The organism is Nostoc sp. C117, assembly GCF_043099735.1.
GTDB lineage: Bacteria > Cyanobacteriota > Cyanobacteriia > Cyanobacteriales > Nostocaceae > Nostoc.
Genome location: NZ_CP170991.1, coordinates 4,172,446 through 4,190,373, shown reverse-complemented (window position 1 = coordinate 4,190,373; position 17,928 = coordinate 4,172,446). Strand labels below are relative to the sequence as shown.

Genomic DNA, 17,928 nt, shown 5'->3' with positions numbered 1-17,928 from the left:
TAAGTATGTCAAACTATGATGAAAAAAATGAATTTAATGAAGAAATAGAACAGGTTTTATGGGTGGGAATTGGTTGTAAACGGGGAACGTCTTGGCAGTTGTTTGATAGAGCAATAGAGAAAGTCTTTGAAGAAAACAATCTTTTTCAAAGGGCGATCGCAGGTATTGCTACCATCAATACTAAAGCCTCAGAAGTTGGCTTAGTAGAATTTTGCAACCTACGCAATTTGCCCCTAAAAACCTTTTCTGCGGAGGTTCTTAGCTGTGTCTCAGTTCCCAACCCTAGCAAAATTACCAACCACCAAGTAGGCACATATAGCGTAGCAGAGGCCGCGGCTATTCTTGTAGTTACTCAACTCAACCCTTCCTTATTTAGCAGCACAGAAAAATTGAGGGTGAAATTATTAGTTCCCAAACAAGTATTCCAGTTAAAAGGGCAACCAGGAGCGATAACACTAGCTGTTGCCCAAGCTTGAAATCTGAATATTACAAAAGTTTACTCATTTTTCTATTCAACAACTCTCAAAAAATAGTTAATTACGCTAGAAACAATTGCTAGCACAATTGAACCCAATAAAGCAGGTAAAAAGCCCTTAATCTCAAAACCAGAACCAGGAGTTAGGACACTTGCTAGCCAAAGTGTTAAAGCATTGATCACTAATGTAAATAAACCAAAAGTGAGCAAGGTAATTGGAAAGGTTAAAATCCGCAAAATTGGTCTAATAAATGCATTAACCAGACCAATAACAATACCTGCGACTAAGGCAGCCACAAAATTCTTGATCAAGAATCCCGGAACAATATTAGCAGTAATCAATAACGCCACCGCAGTACCGAGCCAAGTTAATAAAAAGTGTTGCATAAGTCTTTTTAGAGGAATTAACTGTAAGTTTAATTAATTGCACTATTACCCATTGTGATCTGTAACACCATTAGGCATACTTGTAGCTGACTCTAAAAGTTGTCATTCTTTTTTGTCAACGCAAAAACAACCTAATTTTTCAGCGCTGGCATAGAGAAATACTTCTAATCCCAGTATCTTTATCGTATTGTAGGATGTACGAAATTTAACTACCCGGCGCTAATGCAATATCGCACATAGCGCCGAGTTCTAGTTTCACACACACTAGCTAGATTCCTACTCGAATCTTAGCCTAACGGCGCAAAATAATTTCCCAGGTAGCCCCTCCAACTACGCCGTCAGGTTCTAAACCATAGCGCTTTTGTACAGCTTTCACTGCTGCCTCGGTTGTTACACCAAAGTCTCCATCTGCCTGGTCTTGCAAGTAACCAAGCTTTTTCAATTGTTGTTGTAACTTCACAACCTCCGAACCACGTAACCCTATACGCAAAATTGGCAATCCATCTGAAGTGTATTGAATGCCAGGAGTTTGCTTAGTACTTGTATCTGACTGAGTTCGAGTAGTTTGTCCAGTACGTGTGGTTGACTGAGTTCGAGTAGTTGATGTAGTACGATTAGTTGTTTTCTTAGCTTGCCTTGGGTTAGCAGGTCTTGGCTCAGGACTAGTAGCAACTTGTGTTACAGCTTTTTTTGGTGGCTTGGGGTTGGTGGCAACTTGTGTTACAGCTTTTTTTGGTGGCTTGGGATTGGTAGCAACTTGTGTTACAGCTTTCTTTGGTGGGTTGGGGCTGGTATTTGCAACGTTGGTGAGGTTGCTAGCCTGATTTGGAACAGGAAAATTTGTGGCTGAGTTAAATACGGGCGCAGATGAAGGGACGGTGGATGCTACTGTCGGATCTTTAGGAAAAAGTCGTTGCCAAGTAGTGGCGTCAACAATGCCATCTGGATTTAAGCCAGCTGCTTGTTTAAAACGAGAAACAGCATTAGCTGTATTTTCAGCATACACACCATCTACTGCACCAGAGTAAAAACCTAAAATTTTTAGAGCTGCCTGAAGCTCAGATACTCGTTCGCCTTGGCTACCAACTTGGAGGGTAGGACGGTTGATGGTATCTCCAGGATTTACTTGAGCAATTTTTTGTGGGGCTGCAACTGATACTACAGCAAAGGAGGTAATCAATAGAGGTGTAGTGGAAAATAGGATGATTTCAATCGCTGATAAAGACTGAGATTTCTTTGTCCACCAACCTTGTTGCTGTTTTTCCACCCTAGAGCGATTTACAGTCGGATGTAGTAATTTTAAGTAACTCAGAATACTTGCTGTCAGGCTGTGTTGCATGGAATTCACTCCCAGAATATTCTGATGCTAATGGTACAGCCGCTTGGTCTAAAAAACAGCTGTTGTCTAAAGTAGCGTCTCCGACAGGCTAATTTACGCATATAAGCTGATGCGCGTCTAAAGTATATAAATCTTGATGGTCGTTGACTGTTAACTGTTGACGATTAATGGTTAACAGTCATCAGGTAAATGTACAAATTAAATGCGTAACAGCTTAATTTACCCTATGCGATCGCCCCATTTATTGCTTCTTCTTGACCAACTAAAGACAGGTAAGGTTCTTTTAAATATTTACAAGCTGTGGCGATGGCGTCTTTGGTGTCTACAGCTGCAATCAGTTCTTGAAATTTGGTATCAAAATCAATTCCTAAGCCCAAAATCTCATACCAGCCGTATATTTGAGCAATTTGTCCGTTCGTTTGTTTACCTAAAGCATACTGCCCCAGGATTTTGTTTTTAGCGGCTTGCAAGGCGCTTGGGGATACTTCGGTGGTAGATAATAAATCTACTTCTGTACGCAGTCCTTCTAAGGCTGTGCTGGTATTCTCTGGTGCTGTCCCCATATAAACTACAAAGGATGCTGGGTATAGCTTGGTTGAGTAAAAGGCCGATACTTCATAAGCTAAACCTCGTTTTTCTCGCAATTCGACAAACAAGCGACTAGAAAGCCCATTTCCCAAGTAGGTACATAACAACTTCAGTGGGGCATAGTCAGGAGAATTCACCGATGTTCCCAGATAACCAAGCATGACGATTGATTGTTGTGTCTGTTGTGGCTTCAACTTGATCTGCGGTTCCATTCTAATTTCAGATAAATTTAGTATTGGCAATGCTTCTGCTGGGACTTGCCAATCACCAAAAACTTTTGTTACCAATGCTATGGCATCTGTGGGTGTGATTCGACCAGCGATGCTAATTACCAAATTATCTGGGCGAAAATAAGTTTGGTGATACTGCACTAAATCTTCACGAGTTAAGCGGCTCATGGTTGTTTCATCTCCCAATACCGACATAGCATAGGGATGATTTTGGTACATTACCTGCCGCATTTGTTCAAAGGCGACAGTGAAGGGTTGCTCTTTTTGGGAACGAATATCTTGTAATGCTAGACGCCGTTCTAGTTCCACTTGAATTTCGGGAAAAGTAGGCGATCGCAAAATCTGTCCTGCCAATGTTAAAATCTCTGCAAAATCAGATGTTACCGTCTTGAAAGATAGCAAAAAATAATCAGTGGCGGCATCTGTACTTAAACTCGCCCCAACAGACTCGACTTTTTCCGCAATTTCCAAACTAGAAAGTCCATCGCATCCTTTTGTCATCACTGCTGATAGCAAATGTGCCAACCCTGCTTGTTCTCTGTTTTCGTGGCAACTGCCCGCACGCACAAAAATTCGCGCCGCAATAATGTCGGCAGCAGGGTTTTCTGCCACTAGCACGACAATACCATTGTTTAATACAGTGCGATGCATAGGCGATTTTTGCAGCAAGGTTGTCATTTGTTTATCCTTTGTTATTGGTGATTTGTCATTGGTCATTAGTCATTAGTCATTTATTCTTGGTTAAATGATCAATTCTAACTAATCACCAATGCCCAATGCCCTATGCCCCATACCCTATGCTCAATAACTAACAGGGCTTAAGTACAGTAACCGCATAATTTTGCGGTGAAAGATACTGTTTAGCTAATTTTTGCAGTTCTTGGGCATCAAAAGACTGAATCTGCTGGGGATATGTCACAGCTAATTCCGCTTGGGCGATGGTATTGTAGTATCCATAAAGTCCGGTGAGTTGATTTGGCGTTTCCGTAGAAAAGGCATACTCGTTACATAGTAACCTGCGCGAGCGGGCTAGTTCCTGTGGACTAATTTCCTGAGTCTGTAACTTCTCTAAATGAGCGCGAATCAATGACTCAACTTCTTCTAGATTTTCTGGTTCTAACCAGGCAGTAATTGTAAATAAACTCGATTCTCGTTGCAGAGAAAAATTACTACAAATTCCCTGTACTAATTGCAAATCTTCCCGCAATTCGCGTACTAAACGCGAAGTCCGCCCTTCTGCTAATAACACCGACAATAAATCAAAACCATAAGCAGTCCGGATTTCTTCTACTCCGGGTACCAGCCACGCCATTAATAATCGCGCTTGCTCTATGCGTGGTAAACAGAGTTCTTGACGATGAATTTCTGTTATTATTGGCTCTGCGACTTTTTGAAATTGTGGACAATTACAAGGTTCGGCAAAATCAGCAAATGAATGATTTACTAGTTCCCAAGCGGACTGCTGAGCTATGCCTCCCGCAATTACCACTGTCATGTTTTGTGGTTGATAGTGGGCGCGATGAAAACACCGCATTGCTTCTGGTGATTGCTGCATAAGTTCTTGCTCAGTACCTAGCACCGAACGTCCGTAAGGGTGACGCCCATAAATGCTGCCAATCAAAGCTTGAAATCCTAAGTAGTCAGAATCATCATTGCACGAGCGGATTTCCTCTAGCACCACGTCCCGTTCGCGGCTAAATTCATCATCTGGAATTGCTGCATTCAGGAGTAGTTCTCCCAAATAAGGCAGAGTATCTTTCAAATAAGGGGCAGCTGTGGTGAGCGAATAATGAGCATAATCATAGCTGGTTGCCGCATTACTTACGCCACCTCGGTTTTCAACGTTGTGGTCGAACATTCCAGGGGGTAGTGTGGCCGTACCTTTAAAAATCATGTGTTCTAAAAAGTGCGCCATACCGAACCACGGTTCTGGCTCTAGGGTTGTTCCAGCACGAACCCAGACATCAGCCACAACTACAGGGGTAGTCGGAATTTCTTGATGAATAAACGTTAAACCACTGTCTAGTCGGAAGACCGAGGCTGGAAATAGGGTATTAGTTAGTTTTTGTAACAATTTTTTGTAGCTTTAACCACAATTTCATGCAATTTCGTATCTTAACTCTGAACGATACCGAAATTAGAATCAAGTTATACAAATTTGAAGAATTGTGCTGTCGCTGTTCTCCACAGGACTGAAAATTGACAGCATTATGTATTGAAAGAAAAATCGCAAATTACTTAAAATACTGGAATCTCAATCACAAATTTTGTTCCTTCACCAAGCACAGAATTGCAACTCAACCGTCCATTATGGGTTTCTTCGACAATTTGACGAGCGATCGCCAATCCTAATCCTGTTCCCTTCCCAACTTCTTTTGTTGTAAATAGGTGGTCGAAGATCCTGGCTCTAACCTCCTCTGGCATCCCCTGACCACTATCTTTAATGGAAATTGTGACTGTGCGTTTGTCACTAGATACTTCGGTGTGAATCAGTATTTGCTGACGTTCGGCCTGCGCTTGGGCAAAAGAAAGCCCTTCGCAGGAACTATCTAAGGCATCAATGGCATTAGCGAGGATGTTCATAAATACTTGATTCAACTGTCCTAAAAAGCACTTAACTGGTGGTAATTTTCCATATTCGGTGATGACTTCAATTGCTGGACGTTTTTCGTTAGCTTTGAGGCGATACTTCAAAATCAACAGGGTACTCTCAATGCCTTCATGGAGATTACAAGCAACTTTTTCGGTTGTATCGGCTCTGGAAAAGGTGCGGAGACTGATGCTAATATCTTTGATCCTTTCTGAAGCCACCTTCATTGAGCCTACTAGCTTTGGTAAGTCTTCAGTTAGGAATTCTAGGTCAATTTCTTCACCATGCTCGATGACTGCCGTCGCCGGAGTCGGATGATGTTGTTGGTAACATTGGATATGGGCGAGTAAGTCTTGGATATAATCTTCGGCATTATTGAGGCTGCCTTTGAGAAATCCAATGGGATTATTAATTTCATGTGCCACCCCTGCAACCAAATTACCCAAGGTTGCCATTTTTTCATTTTGCACCATTTGTAATTGGGCTTGCTCAAGTTCTTGTAGCGATCGCTCTATTCTATGAGCATAATTTTGAGATTCTTGATAAAGACGGGCATTTTCTAGAGAGATGGCAGCTTGAGCGCATAGCAGTTGGATGACCTCCGTGCGATCGCTTGTAAATGCACCAATCGTCAACTTATTTTCCAGATATAGTAACCCGATTAACTGACCATGACGCAAAATCGGCATACACAACAGACTTTTGGGTTGTTGCTCCATCAAATATTGGTCAGTAATAAAATCGTTTTTTGCTGTTGCATCATCTAGCACCACAGTTTTTAAGCTGTGTTTGACATAATTTACCAATGCGATTGGAATGTTTTGGCTGCTTGACAATGGTACAGATACTAAAGTCACCCCTTCATTGATGGTAGCTACAGCTTTAACCACTAAGTTGCCCTGTTCGAGTACAAGTAGAGCAGCTTTTTTTGCTCCAGCATTTTCCATCACCACTTGCAAAAGGGTAGTGAGCAGCTGCTCTAATTGAATTTCACTGGAGAGAGCTTGTGAAACTTTAAGGATAGTGGCAAAATCGAGGGCTTCCGAAAGACTACTGCTAGAAAGGTTTGTGTGGATGGTTTGATGTGGGAATGATGATCCATCGACGGTTGAACTCAGTTGAAAGTGATTCAATTGTGCTTGTAAAATGGGAGTAAGAAGTTGAGGATAGTGTTTTTCTAGATTGTCAGTTTTGGCTTTAGCGCCCCAACGAGCATAGCAGTAATAAGCTTCTTGCATATAAACTTGGGCGATTTTTTGTTTGCCCCATTCGAGGTAGAACTTGGCAGCTAGTTCATTACTTAGGGCTTCTTCTTGGATATATTGGTTTTCTTTAGCTAGAGTTATGGCGCGATCGTATAATTCTATTGCTGCTATTTTTTCGCCCAGAACGCGATGCCGTTCTGCTTCCACCAAATCAAATTTGTGCTGAAAATTCATCGGTGCAAATTTGGCTCGAAACTGCAATTTTTCCTGGTTTTCGCCAACCTTTAAGAGTAACTGCTCTTGTTGAGATGGTTCAGCCGTTGGATAGGCAGCTAGCCGACACAGAGAATCGTAATAGTAGAAAACAGGCACAGATAGCATTCCTGCTGCACCGTTAAGATATTGCTCTCCCTGATTTGCATTCTCAACAGCTGCCAGAAAATTTCCAAACAAATAATTGAGTGTTAATTTACTTAGGAAAAATACATGGAGCGTTAATTCGTCATTTTCTTGAATGAGCGCAGATAATAGTTGTTCATCTTGATAATCTTCACCAATGAATCTCTCTGGATTATCGCTAGATTCGGTTAAATTTTTAATGCTTTGACAGATGATATTCGACCAATTTAATAAGCGCTGATTTTGGGCAAAATTAGACTCGTAGGCTTTGATATCGGCTAAGAGAATTTCCAAAACTTCTGTGCCACTTAAATAGACATAGAATAACTTGAAAATCATCGATGCCAGCACATGAAAAAAATCGCCTGTTTCTAATCCAAGACTATGGGATTCCTGTAATAAACTAATTGAAGTGCGAACATGTTGTTTATTACATTGATTCAATGCACCCACCTTAAACAAAGTCATACTTTGAACAGATTTTGCTTTAAATCTATCCACAAGCATTAAAGCTAGCTGGCCAAATTCTGAGCCTGACTCCAGTTGGTTACAAATATTAAGTACAATTCCAAAATCTGCATATCCTGGTGCAGAAAGTGGTGCATTGCCGTATTTAAGAGATACATTCACCTCTTCGCAGGCAATAATTGGGAACAGATAAGCCGCAGCCTGATGGATGGCGGGAGCGATACTAGCCATAATTCGCAAAGCAACCAAAGCTTTGGGATCGTTCATCAATGGCAAATCAACTAAGCCCTCAATATTTCTGCCAGCTAAGGTGGAGAGGGTGTTTACTACAGATTGCTGAATGTCTGGAGGTGTAACTGATTCAGGTAATGTTACCCCAAGTTGAGCCAGAAGTTCGCGCCCAGTTGCGATCGCTTTGAATGATTGATTCCGCACCTGATAAGCTTGGAGTTGAACTTCATAGACTTTCACTCTATCTAATAAGGTGGTTGTTTGTTCGATGACAACCTGGATAAGAGATTCCATTTCCTCAAATTGATTGTTGAGAAAAGCAGCTTCGGCAGCTTCTTCGTATAAACTTCGAGTCAATTCATAGGCGATTTCCCAACTATTAATCGGTAGCAGCTGCATTCCAGAATAGAAGTAATGAATTGCTGCACCATAAGCGGTAGCTTCTTTCGCTTTTCGACCGGCATTCAGATTTAACTGAGCTAATTGTTGACGTTCAGTCGGTTGGATAATTAGCAGTATTCCTCGATTTAACTGACCGACAATCTCGAAAATTCGCTCCTCTTGCTGAGACTCAGAGGTATTTTGCCAGAGTAATTGACCAATTTTAAGATGCGTAAATTGTTTCTCTTCATCTGGAATTAGAGAGTAAGCCGCTTGCTGCACGCGATCGTGTAAAAATTTATAGATAGGGATTTGGAAATTAGAATTTAAGGGGTTTGAGTCAGAATTATGTTCATTATCTTGAAAGAATTTATAAACTTCACTAGTAGGTAAGACTAACCCTTCTTGCAAAGCTTTCCATAAAAATGCTGCCGTTTCGGTTTCCGATTGTTCAGAAACAATTGCTAAGGTTAGCAAATCAAAAGAGTTGCCAATACATGCAGCTAATTTCAACATATTTTGCGTTGCATCTGGCAACTTTTGCAACTGTAGCGCTACGAATTCTACAACATCATCTGTAAGAGCAAGTGCTTTCACAGCAGCAATATCACATTGCCAGTAACTTTGAGCAAAATTAAAAGTAATCAGCCCATCTTCGTATAATACTTTGAGAAAGTGCGTTGCAAAAAATGGATTTCCTTGAGTTTTTTGATAGACGAGTTGCGTTAGTGGTTGGGCAGTTTTGCTTGAACAACTTAAGGTATCAACCACCAATTGATTTAAACTAGCATTACTTAGCGGAACTAAACTAATGCTGTGAATTGTTGCATTGGCTTTGCGAATCTCCGCTAAAGTTAACATCAACTGATGCGCGGTAGATACTTCATTGTCTCGATAAGCCCCAATTAAAAGTAAAGAGCCACTTCCTGACTCGCTCATCAACAACTGCATCAATTTGAGTGATGCAGAATCAGCCCATTGCAAATCATCGAGGAAAATTACTAATGGATGTTCTTTTGTGGTGAATACCTGAATAAACTTTTGGAAGAGTAAATTGAAGCGATTTTGGGCTGCACTTGGTGAAAGTTCCGTTGCAGGTGGTTGTTGACCAATAATTTGTTCTAGTTCAGGAATTACCTCAAGAATGACTTGCCCCTCATCCCCCAGCACTTGTAAAATTTTATTTTTCCAAGTTGACAATTGGACATCACTTTCACTCAGTAATTGTCCCATTAAGTCTCGAAATGCCTGTACAAAAGCGGAGAAGGGAATATTCCGATTAAATTGGTCAAATTTGCCTTTAATGAAGTAGCCCCTTTGCCGGACAATAGGTTTGTGAACCTCGTTAATTAAAGCAGTTTTACCAATACCAGAAAAACCAGCTACCAGCATTAGTTCTGTTTGGTTGTTGGTAACGCGGTCAAAGGCTTTGAGCAGAGTTTCAACTTCATGCTCACGCCCATAGAGTTTTTCTGGGATAATAAAGCGATCGCACACATCCCGTTGAGCAATTGGGAAACTTGCAATTTCCCCTGTTTCTTTTAGCTGATGTAAACAATTTTCTAAATCATATTTCAGCCCAAATGCACTCTGATATCGGTCTTCGGCATTTTTCGCCATCAATTTGCTAACAATAGATGAGAGTACAGGCGCAATTTGCGGATTAATATCATGTACTAAAGGCGGAAGTTTGGCAATATGACAATGTAGCAATTCCATCGGTTCGTGCGATTGAAATGGTAATTGCCCTGTTAGTAATTCGTAAAAAGTTACACCCAGAGAATAAAAATCAGTACGGTAATCAACTCCCCGATTCATCCGTCCAGTCTGCTCTGGAGACAAATAGCTCAGTGTCCCTTCTAACACATTAGGACTCATTAATATTTGAGTTTCTCGTGGCAGCAAAGATGCAATACTAAAGTCAATTAACTTAACTTCTTTAGTTTCTGGATGAATTAAAATATTGGCAGGTTTAATATCTTTGTGAACGATCCGATTATGAATTAAAATATCTAATGCATTGCATAGAGCGATCGCTACTTCTAAAAACTCAATGAGAGCTTGTGGTGTTTCACCTATTTTCCTATTCTCTCCTCTCCCTTGCCATTGGTTTAGAGAAATTCCCCCAAAGTCTTCCATCACTAACATATAGCCATTCTGATAGGGTTCCAGACTATAGGTTTGGATGATTCCAGGTAGATTCAAATTTTTGGCAATGGTGAACTGGTTGCGAAATTGTAGCAATTCGCTGAAGCTGGGATAAGCAGTTTTCATCAGCTTAATCACCACAGATTTTTGGTCAGTTTCTCGATTAGCGCGATAAACTAAAGTTCGAGAACCGTTATAAAGTTCTTTGCCAACCTGATATCCGGGAATGCTGACCATACGACTTAATTCTTGAAACCTCAATATCTAGGTTTCCCAAAAATATGGCAATATCTACTTTCAGTTCATTCATTTGAAACTGATTGATATAATTAAAGCTCCCAAGTTCTAATTGACTTTGGGAGCTAATAATTTTTAAGTTCACCGCGACGCCGTTTTACCTAAGTTTATGACCTGGGTTTATCCAGGTGGGAACCTAAATTCCTCGTTTAAAGTTTCCGGGTACATGCCCGGTATACTGCCACGAGAACAGTTGACTCCCTTGTCATTAAAGGCATAGATCAAAAAACTTGATGGCAGTCACCAACGTCGTAGTGCAACTTAAACTCATTATAGCTTTCAAAAAGATGTTGTGTGTTCAACATCAAAAGTTTCCGATGGATTTATCTGGGATACCAGATAGATTCTATGCTTTGAGCAAGAGCGATCGCCAGATCTCGATTTTGATTATCCAGCAAAACGGTGACATGTCCTAACTTGCGCCCAGGACGTGATTCTGTCTTTCCATACCAGTGAATATTGGCTTGGGGAATCTTTGCTATTTGTTGACGCTGGCTTTGGTAATCACTGTGAGAATTTTCATACCCTAAGAGGTTCACCATCACAGCCGCAGCACATTGTAAGTCAGAATTTCCCAAGGGTAAACCACAGACTGCCCTGAGGTGCTGCTCAAATTGAGATGTTTCACACGCGTCAAGGGAAAAATGCCCAGAATTGTGAGTACGGGGAGCAATTTCATTTACCAGCACCTTTCCATTAGCAGTCAGAAATAGCTCTATTCCAAAGATTCCCACTACTTCCAGGCTATTTAATAAAGTATGGGCGATCGCTTGGATTTCTGCTAGCTGGTTGGGCGTAATTTCAGCTGGCGCAATCACCCGCCGACACACTTGTTGTTCTTGTTGAGTTTCTACCACTGGATAGGTAACAATTTTTCCCTCTACAGAACGAGCTGCAATTACTGCTAGTTCTCTGTCAAAAGGGATAAATTCTTCTAACAAAAAAGATGATTCATTTGAAGTTTGGATTGTCGTTTCATAACTCAATTTTTCTTCTAAAGAAGCAAAGTCTTGAATGATAAAAGTACCCTGACCGTCATAACCGTGGCGGCGGGATTTGAGGACTACTGGAAAACCCAAATACTCTACTTTCGATTTGATATTCTTCAGTTGTTCAATGGCAAAAAATTGAGGAACAGGTAAGCCCAAGTCGCGTAAATAGCAACGCTGATGATATTTATCTAAAAGAGGAGCTAAAGCTTCTAATCTTGGGCGAAAACAAACGCCTTGGTGTGCTAAATCAGATAAAGCGTCTAAGTTAACAAATTCATTTTCAAACGTGATAACATCACACTTATTAGCTAATGTTTTTGTAGCACTGGCATCATCAACCGCAGCAAAAACAATTTCTTGAGCGATTGACACCGCTGGATCGTTTTCACTAGGAGTTTGTACTACTAATTTTACTCCGAACTTTTCTGCTGCATCTGCCATCATCCAGGCAAGTTGTCCGCCACCAATTACACCAACACGTTTCATTAACATCCCAGAGAATCACGAGTTTTAACGCCTGTTTTGGAATTCACGCCACTGGCTTTGATACACAGTTCTTTGATTTGCGCTCTATCCAAAATTGCATCTGTAAAATCTGCACCGTCTATATTCACATCATTAAAGATGGCGCGCAGAAAAAGAGTTTCTTTGAGAACTGCATCGCTCAAATCGACTCTATTCAAGTTTACCTGATCCACCATTGCATTAGTTAAATCCGCTCCGTGGAGATTTGCTTGGGTCATCACCGAAGCGCTCAATATCGCTCCCCGCAAGTCGGCGTTGGTAAAATTAGCGAATTCCATATTGGCGTTAGAAAACTCCGCAGCTTGCAAGCTTTGACCAGAAAAATCATGTCTTGACAACTCTGCATTGCTAAATGAGAGTGGGTGAGTCCAGTCTACCGCCAGTGCCGGATCGGCCACGCACCAGACAATAATTCCTAGAAATAACGCCAATCCTTGCCGCCAAAATATATTGAGAGCTAATTTGGTGTGTAGTCGCTGCATTTTAAGCTTACCGGATTTGAATATTAGCTTGACTGCATTATCTTAATGAAGACTCGCAGGTTTGCTACTGGACTGAAGGGATCTATATTTTCCCTTGCTTAATATTTTGTAACCTAAAAGCAGCCTTAGTTTCTCACTTTCAGGTAAATTATTTGTGTGACTTGAGACATAGAGCAGCAATTACTTGGGCGCGAGTCTGGAAGCGATGTCTACGATGGTCACTGAGCGCAGCCGTTCGCGGAGCGTCTCGCACAGAAGTGCGCGGCTATGCCTACGCAACATCATACCAGGAAAATTATTACTAAAGACTGAATACAAATGACTGTCTAGTTTTTTTCAACTCTCAAGAAATAATTTGAAGCGATGTCTACACCTATTGATTTGTTCACAATTCTTGATTTTAAAATTTTATTTTTAGGCTATAAACAGTTTTTTTAAGCATTAACACTCACCCATTTCTTTACATTTCTTCATCTTCAATTTTTCACGTAAAGTTTGTTGTCTTTTGAATTCAACAGATTCTATCCACTGCTAGGCTTTTATAAGCAAAGCAATGTTTGAGCATAATTATTATGTATCTCAATTGCTTAACAAAGCTTAAAAACTCCATAGCATAGATAGTGTTAACTGTGTACCCAAGTAATTAGTTTTTCTGGAATCTCCGAAAGATTATCTTCACCAACTACACAAATTCAACAGACCTCCCAACTGCAATGATTAATCATTACTCACTTCAATGGATTGAGACATGGTGCCAAGAAAATGGCTGGACAGATTTATTTGTCGAACGGCGTAATAACTACTGGGCTTTTCCTCCGGGTGGAGTCATGCCAGAACCAATCCCAGTTCATGTTCTCAGATTGATTAAAGCTGAAAAGGGATTGACTTTTGAAGAAAGATTGTGGTCTACGTCAGCAGTAATTGGCACAATCTTCGCTATTCTTTTTACCTTTTGGTTTCAGTCTCCGATGCCATTAGTTTTGGCTTTCGCTTTGAATGCGATTACGGTAGCTCAATTGGAACTTGAGGATGCCTAAATTTTTCATTTTGGGCTTTGGTATTAAAAACTGCTCTTGTTTACTTGGAACAAGAGCAGTTTTTAATTAAAAAAATTGAGTTTGGTGAAAATTTTTATTATCACTCTTTTTCCCTTCTCCATTATTATCTTACCTCTTAAAAAGCTGGATTTAATAATTAGTAAGCTCTTATGCATTTAATTTGTATATTTACCTGATGACTGATGACTGTTAACCGTTAACCGTCAACAGTCAACAGTCAACAACCATCAAGATTTATATACTTTAGACGCGCATCAGCTTAAGCTATTCTCAGAGTGTTAGCGATCGCATTAGAACTACTCATTTATAAATTCGGGATTGTCATAGAAGCGATCGCCACACCGCCCCACAATGGCGCATCATCACCCAGCACCGCCGGCACAACTTCAAAATCAACTTCCGGCAAAGCTGTCTCCCGCGCCACCTGTCGAATCACCCGCCAAAAATCCTCCCCCGCCTTCATCACACCGCCTCCTAATACAAAGCGCTGCGGATTCATCAAATTCGCCACATTGCCAATACCCACACCCAGCGCCCAAGCAGCCTTATACAAAACTTCCTTCGCCAAATCATCCCCAGCCGCCGCCGCTTCACTTACCAACTGCCCTGTCAGCAACGTTAAATCATCCCCGACCAAACTTCTCAACACCATTCCGTCCGTGTGGGGTTCGTTTGCCAAAACTTCCCTAGCATTTTGTGCCATATAAGGTCCAGAAGCCAAACGTTCCACACATCCCCGTTTACCACACAAACACACTGGTCCAGCAGGATCTACAACCATATGTCCAATTTCGCCAGCCATCCCACCAGCACCCCGCCAAGGCTGGCTGTTGAGTATCCAACCACCACCCACACCAGTGCTGACAGTAATATAAAACAGACTATCGTAGCCCTGTCCTGCACCAAAGCGGTGTTCGCCCAAGGCAGCAATATTGGCATCGTTATCCACACCAACACTCACACCAAATTCCTCTTCTAACAAACCTTTGAGAGGAATATTTTCCCATCCAGCCACATGATGAGATAGTCGCACCGTGCCTGTGGAAGCGTCAACTGGACCGCCAAAGCTGACACCGATCGCAGCGGGTTTTGTATCTTCTAGTAGAGAGTAAATGAGCGATCGCATAATTTCTAAATCAGTGCTAGCATCTGCACCTATTGGGGAAAGACGGCGTTCATAGCGTAACCACTTTCTCGAACCAATATTTACTAATGCAGCCGCTAACTTAGTTCCGCCAAAATCGAGAGCTAAAATTAATGTCATAGTTTTTATGCCTCTTTTGAATTATTACAATACGTGGTTTCTTTCTCAAGAAAGATGTTTGCCAGCAAAATAAATTCAACACTAAAGAAGACTGTATATTTTAGTAAATCATGACTCCCGAACAAGCAAATCCACTCATAGATTTATCTCACGCTAAAGAACCTCCTCGTTCTCTTGATATCGATAAGGCTCAAGAGGCAGATCCCATTGAACCAGAAGAAGTTACTGGAGAGAGTAAGCAAAATCCCACTCTTGATGATTTGAATCACGAAGATGAAGATCCAAGAATCGGGGGTAGTCAAATAATTAGTGCCAATATTGCAGGTAGTTAAATAATTGGCATTACTAAGTTATTTACCTCTTTGTGAGTTAACTACTCCATCAATAAACTGTTGTAATCGTTGATAATGTGAACCTTTCCAATAAATGCGATCGCAGTCTTGACAGCGCTGGAATCGATCGATCTGCGCTCGCACATTTTCTAGCAGTTCTTCAATAATAGATTGCTTATCTACAGGTTCTAATAATCCATTGCAGCGCAAACATCTTTGAAATGGTGAGATTAATTTAAATAAATCGAAGCGTTGCAGTACTTCCAGGATTTGTTGTTGAGGATTAGTATTTCTCACATAATACCCATACCTTACCAAACTACGCATTAATAAGCCCTTATCACGAGTCAAAATAATCCGTTCTTGGCTGTAAGATATCTGGGCTAATTCTTCATCTTCGTAGTCATTGCGGTATAAACTATCAAAGCCTAAAAGCCGTAGAGATGTCGCTAGTTTGCCTAGATGAATATCTAAAACAAAACGGATAATACTGAGCGGTTTTGGTATAACAGAAACAGTTGGTGTAATAGTATCCCTAGCAGAACTGGGATAAACATTGATAGTATCTCCATCGCAAACAATGTAAGAAAAATTTACATATTCACCATTAACTTCTATAAAATCAACTTCTGGATGAGGAACACCCAATGATTCAATCATGTCCTTAATTGAGGCTCTCTCCGCAAAAGAATGGGAAATTCTCACCTGCTTTTGATGCCGTGGTAAAAAATGATTCAATTCTGCATGAAAGTAGAAATATGCGATCGCCATAGTCACAAATCTTTGGGTTAGTCATTAGCTATAGTTTATTAGCCACTAGTGTTGATGGTGAAGCGATCGCCCATAGAGTACAAGTACTAACACAACTATACTTTATTTTTTTCTCAAATAATTGAGAATTATTTGCAATATATCATATATTAATTAGGTATATTAAAAGTAGATAGTGTGGAAAAAATCTTAGAACACAATTGGCTCACTGCAAAAGACGCAGCCAATCCCATCAGATTCTATCCCCCGCGCCTCTGGGAACCCCCTAAGGGGGAAAACAAGGTAAATAGCCTCCCTTTTTAAGTGGTATTGGGCGTATCTCCAACTGGTAAACAAGCTAACCGAACTGGATTGGGGGTGAAGCAAGTTCAGAAAAGCCGAGTTTCAGCAAGAAAACATTTATGAGATACCAAATAACAATAAAACTAGATACAAAATTAACGCTGCTACTACGGAAAAATATCTCTTGACGCTTTTTACCTCTATTGTGGAGAATTTATTAACCGGAAAGACCTTAATCGCTAATGATGTTATAAAGTGGCTACCTAGTTTTAACTGGGAAATGGATATTGTTCTTGATGATTTCTTGGCATCAAGAATATTGTAGCCAAGAACACAACTGTAGTTTCTAATACCTTTTGTCGATAAAATAAGCTAATGAGTATAGTTAGATGAATACTTTTTTTTGTTCTGATTATTCACGGGAAGCAGGAGAAGATATTATTGGTAGTGCTACAAATTACCAAACCTATATTTTAGTTGAGTGTCCTCTACCTTGGACATCAGAAGCCTTTAATTCCAAATGGGTGCCTCAGAATTTAAGGCTTTTGGTAGAGGAAGTGAAGCGTGCTAAACTACCGATTAGATTCCTTTTAATTGCTAATGATTTATCACACAAAGTCAACCATACTACCCTTTTGATTTATCAAAAAAAAGAGGGACTGAGTAATGGATATCATAAGCAAGAATTCAAACTACCAAATATTGAGCAGGTAGCAGCAGTTGTCCAAAAATGGTTATGGGGCATCAGTATTAATTCTGAGGTAGAAACTAATACAGCTAGAGATATTTTAGTATGTACCCACGGTAGCCATGATAAATGCTGTGCCAGATATGGCGCTCCCTTTTACTTCAAAGTAACAGCTACCACTGCTGATTTGAACTTAGAAAATGTGCGAATTTGGAAATCATCGCATTTTGGTGGACATCGATTTGCACCAACAGTTATAGACTTGCCAGAAGGAAGATACTATGGTGTTCTCGATCCAGATTTATTCAGATCGATTCTGACTCGTACTGGCGATATTCAATGCTTAAATAAAGTCTATCGAGGCTGGGGAATTTTGCCTGCTGCACTTCAGACTTTGGAAAAAGAACTAATCCTGCATGAAGGTTGGGATTGGTTTAACTATAAAGTTGCAGGCAAAATCCTAGAGCAAAGTTTAGACAATAATATGATTTTAGCTGAGCTAAGTTTTGAGAAGCCTTCTGGTTCTCTCTACACTTATCAGGCTAAACTTGTCAAAGATGAAACCAAGACTCAAAAACTGAAGAGTTCGTGCAATACTACACACGAATCACTGATTACTAAATATGCCGTAGCTAGTGTCTGGGTTACCTCTAGTAAGGTAATGAGTTATAGTACATGACAATTAAGGTTATGCATCTACCTAATTCGTAATTCGTAATACTTCGGCTCCCTTCTCCTGTCGGAGAGGCTGCGCGAACGGCTTCGCGGTAGTTGAATCTCGACTCACTTCGACGCC

At 40.6% G+C, this 17,928-nt stretch carries 13 protein-coding genes and 1 other RNA gene; 4 read left to right on the top strand and 10 right to left on the bottom strand.

Going from position 1 to position 17,928, the window contains the following annotated elements; genetic code table 11:
- The first annotated feature begins 5 nt into the window (after positions 1-5).
- A complete protein-coding gene (locus ACFG4S_RS18225; RefSeq protein ID WP_392530444.1) occupies positions 6-476 on the top strand; it encodes a cobalamin biosynthesis protein in 471 nt (156 codons plus the stop codon).
- Between the two features lie 32 nt (positions 477-508).
- On the opposite strand, the gene ACFG4S_RS18220 is transcribed toward ACFG4S_RS18225, so the two are convergent.
- The 8 genes from ACFG4S_RS18220 to ACFG4S_RS18185 form a co-directional block, all read right to left on the bottom strand.
- A complete protein-coding gene (locus ACFG4S_RS18220; protein ID WP_392530443.1) occupies positions 509-862 on the bottom strand; it encodes a phage holin family protein in 354 nt (117 codons plus the stop codon).
- Between the two features lie 292 nt (positions 863-1,154).
- Positions 1,155-2,201 (bottom strand): peptidoglycan-binding protein, encoded by a 1,047-nt coding sequence (locus tag ACFG4S_RS18215; RefSeq protein WP_392530442.1) that lies wholly within the window; start codon positions 2,199-2,201, stop codon positions 1,155-1,157.
- Between the two features lie 224 nt (positions 2,202-2,425).
- Entirely contained in the window at positions 2,426-3,697 is a 1,272-nt protein-coding gene (locus ACFG4S_RS18210; RefSeq protein ID WP_392536017.1) for a M16 family metallopeptidase, read from the bottom strand.
- Between the two features lie 130 nt (positions 3,698-3,827).
- Positions 3,828-5,093, bottom strand: coding sequence for a M16 family metallopeptidase (locus ACFG4S_RS18205; RefSeq protein ID WP_392530441.1), 1,266 nt, complete (start codon positions 5,091-5,093; stop codon positions 3,828-3,830).
- A 164-nt stretch (positions 5,094-5,257) separates the two neighbouring features.
- Positions 5,258-10,678, bottom strand: a complete 5,421-nt coding sequence (locus ACFG4S_RS18200; RefSeq protein ID WP_392530440.1) for an AAA family ATPase — start codon at positions 10,676-10,678, stop codon at positions 5,258-5,260.
- Positions 10,679-10,815: 137 nt separating this feature from the next.
- Positions 10,816-10,999: non-coding RNA, 6S RNA (ssrS, locus tag ACFG4S_RS18195), on the bottom strand.
- Positions 11,000-11,061: 62 nt separating this feature from the next.
- Positions 11,062-12,216, bottom strand: coding sequence for a 5-(carboxyamino)imidazole ribonucleotide synthase (locus ACFG4S_RS18190; RefSeq protein ID WP_392530439.1), 1,155 nt, complete (start codon positions 12,214-12,216; stop codon positions 11,062-11,064).
- Positions 12,216-12,737, bottom strand: a complete 522-nt coding sequence (locus ACFG4S_RS18185; RefSeq protein WP_392530438.1) for a pentapeptide repeat-containing protein — start codon at positions 12,735-12,737, stop codon at positions 12,216-12,218. Before ACFG4S_RS18185 ends, ACFG4S_RS18190 begins: the two co-directional genes overlap by 1 nt.
- Positions 12,738-13,450: 713 nt before the next feature.
- Here ACFG4S_RS18185 and ACFG4S_RS18180 point away from each other — a divergent pair.
- Positions 13,451-13,774: a hypothetical protein gene (locus ACFG4S_RS18180; protein ID WP_392530437.1), complete on the top strand. Its 324-nt coding sequence runs from the start codon at positions 13,451-13,453 to the stop codon at positions 13,772-13,774.
- A gap of 325 nt (positions 13,775-14,099) precedes the next feature.
- On the opposite strand, the gene ACFG4S_RS18175 is transcribed toward ACFG4S_RS18180, so the two are convergent.
- Entirely contained in the window at positions 14,100-15,059 is a 960-nt protein-coding gene (locus ACFG4S_RS18175) for an ROK family protein (protein ID WP_392530436.1), read from the bottom strand.
- 110 nt (positions 15,060-15,169) lie between these two features.
- Here ACFG4S_RS18175 and ACFG4S_RS18170 point away from each other — a divergent pair, with 110 nt between their 5' ends.
- Entirely contained in the window at positions 15,170-15,391 is a 222-nt protein-coding gene (locus tag ACFG4S_RS18170) for a hypothetical protein (protein ID WP_392530435.1), read from the top strand.
- An 18-nt stretch (positions 15,392-15,409) separates the two neighbouring features.
- On the opposite strand, the gene ACFG4S_RS18165 is transcribed toward ACFG4S_RS18170, so the two are convergent.
- Positions 15,410-16,162, bottom strand: coding sequence for a Mut7-C RNAse domain-containing protein (locus tag ACFG4S_RS18165; protein WP_392530434.1), 753 nt, complete (start codon positions 16,160-16,162; stop codon positions 15,410-15,412).
- Between the two features lie 671 nt (positions 16,163-16,833).
- On the opposite strand from ACFG4S_RS18165, the gene ACFG4S_RS18160 reads away from it, so the two are divergent.
- Positions 16,834-17,811, top strand: a complete 978-nt coding sequence (locus tag ACFG4S_RS18160) for a sucrase ferredoxin (RefSeq protein WP_392530433.1) — start codon at positions 16,834-16,836, stop codon at positions 17,809-17,811.
- The last annotated feature ends 117 nt before the right edge of the window (positions 17,812-17,928 follow it).

Coding starts and splice junctions, on each gene's coding strand:
- ACFG4S_RS18225 (WP_392530444.1), top strand. CDS start 6: ATGTCAAACTATGATGAAAAAAATGAATTTAATGAAGAAATAGAACAG.
- ACFG4S_RS18220 (WP_392530443.1), bottom strand. CDS start 862: ATGCAACACTTTTTATTAACTTGGCTCGGTACTGCGGTGGCGTTATTG.
- ACFG4S_RS18215 (WP_392530442.1), bottom strand. CDS start 2,201: ATGCAACACAGCCTGACAGCAAGTATTCTGAGTTACTTAAAATTACTA.
- ACFG4S_RS18210 (WP_392536017.1), bottom strand. CDS start 3,697: ATGACAACCTTGCTGCAAAAATCGCCTATGCATCGCACTGTATTAAAC.
- ACFG4S_RS18200 (WP_392530440.1), bottom strand. CDS start 10,678: ATGGTCAGCATTCCCGGATATCAGGTTGGCAAAGAACTTTATAACGGT.
- ACFG4S_RS18190 (WP_392530439.1), bottom strand. CDS start 12,216: ATGAAACGTGTTGGTGTAATTGGTGGCGGACAACTTGCCTGGATGATG.
- ACFG4S_RS18185 (WP_392530438.1), bottom strand. CDS start 12,737: ATGCAGCGACTACACACCAAATTAGCTCTCAATATATTTTGGCGGCAA.
- ACFG4S_RS18180 (WP_392530437.1), top strand. CDS start 13,451: ATGATTAATCATTACTCACTTCAATGGATTGAGACATGGTGCCAAGAA.
- ACFG4S_RS18175 (WP_392530436.1), bottom strand. CDS start 15,059: ATGACATTAATTTTAGCTCTCGATTTTGGCGGAACTAAGTTAGCGGCT.
- ACFG4S_RS18170 (WP_392530435.1), top strand. CDS start 15,170: ATGACTCCCGAACAAGCAAATCCACTCATAGATTTATCTCACGCTAAA.
- ACFG4S_RS18165 (WP_392530434.1), bottom strand. CDS start 16,162: ATGGCGATCGCATATTTCTACTTTCATGCAGAATTGAATCATTTTTTA.
- ACFG4S_RS18160 (WP_392530433.1), top strand. CDS start 16,834: ATGAATACTTTTTTTTGTTCTGATTATTCACGGGAAGCAGGAGAAGAT.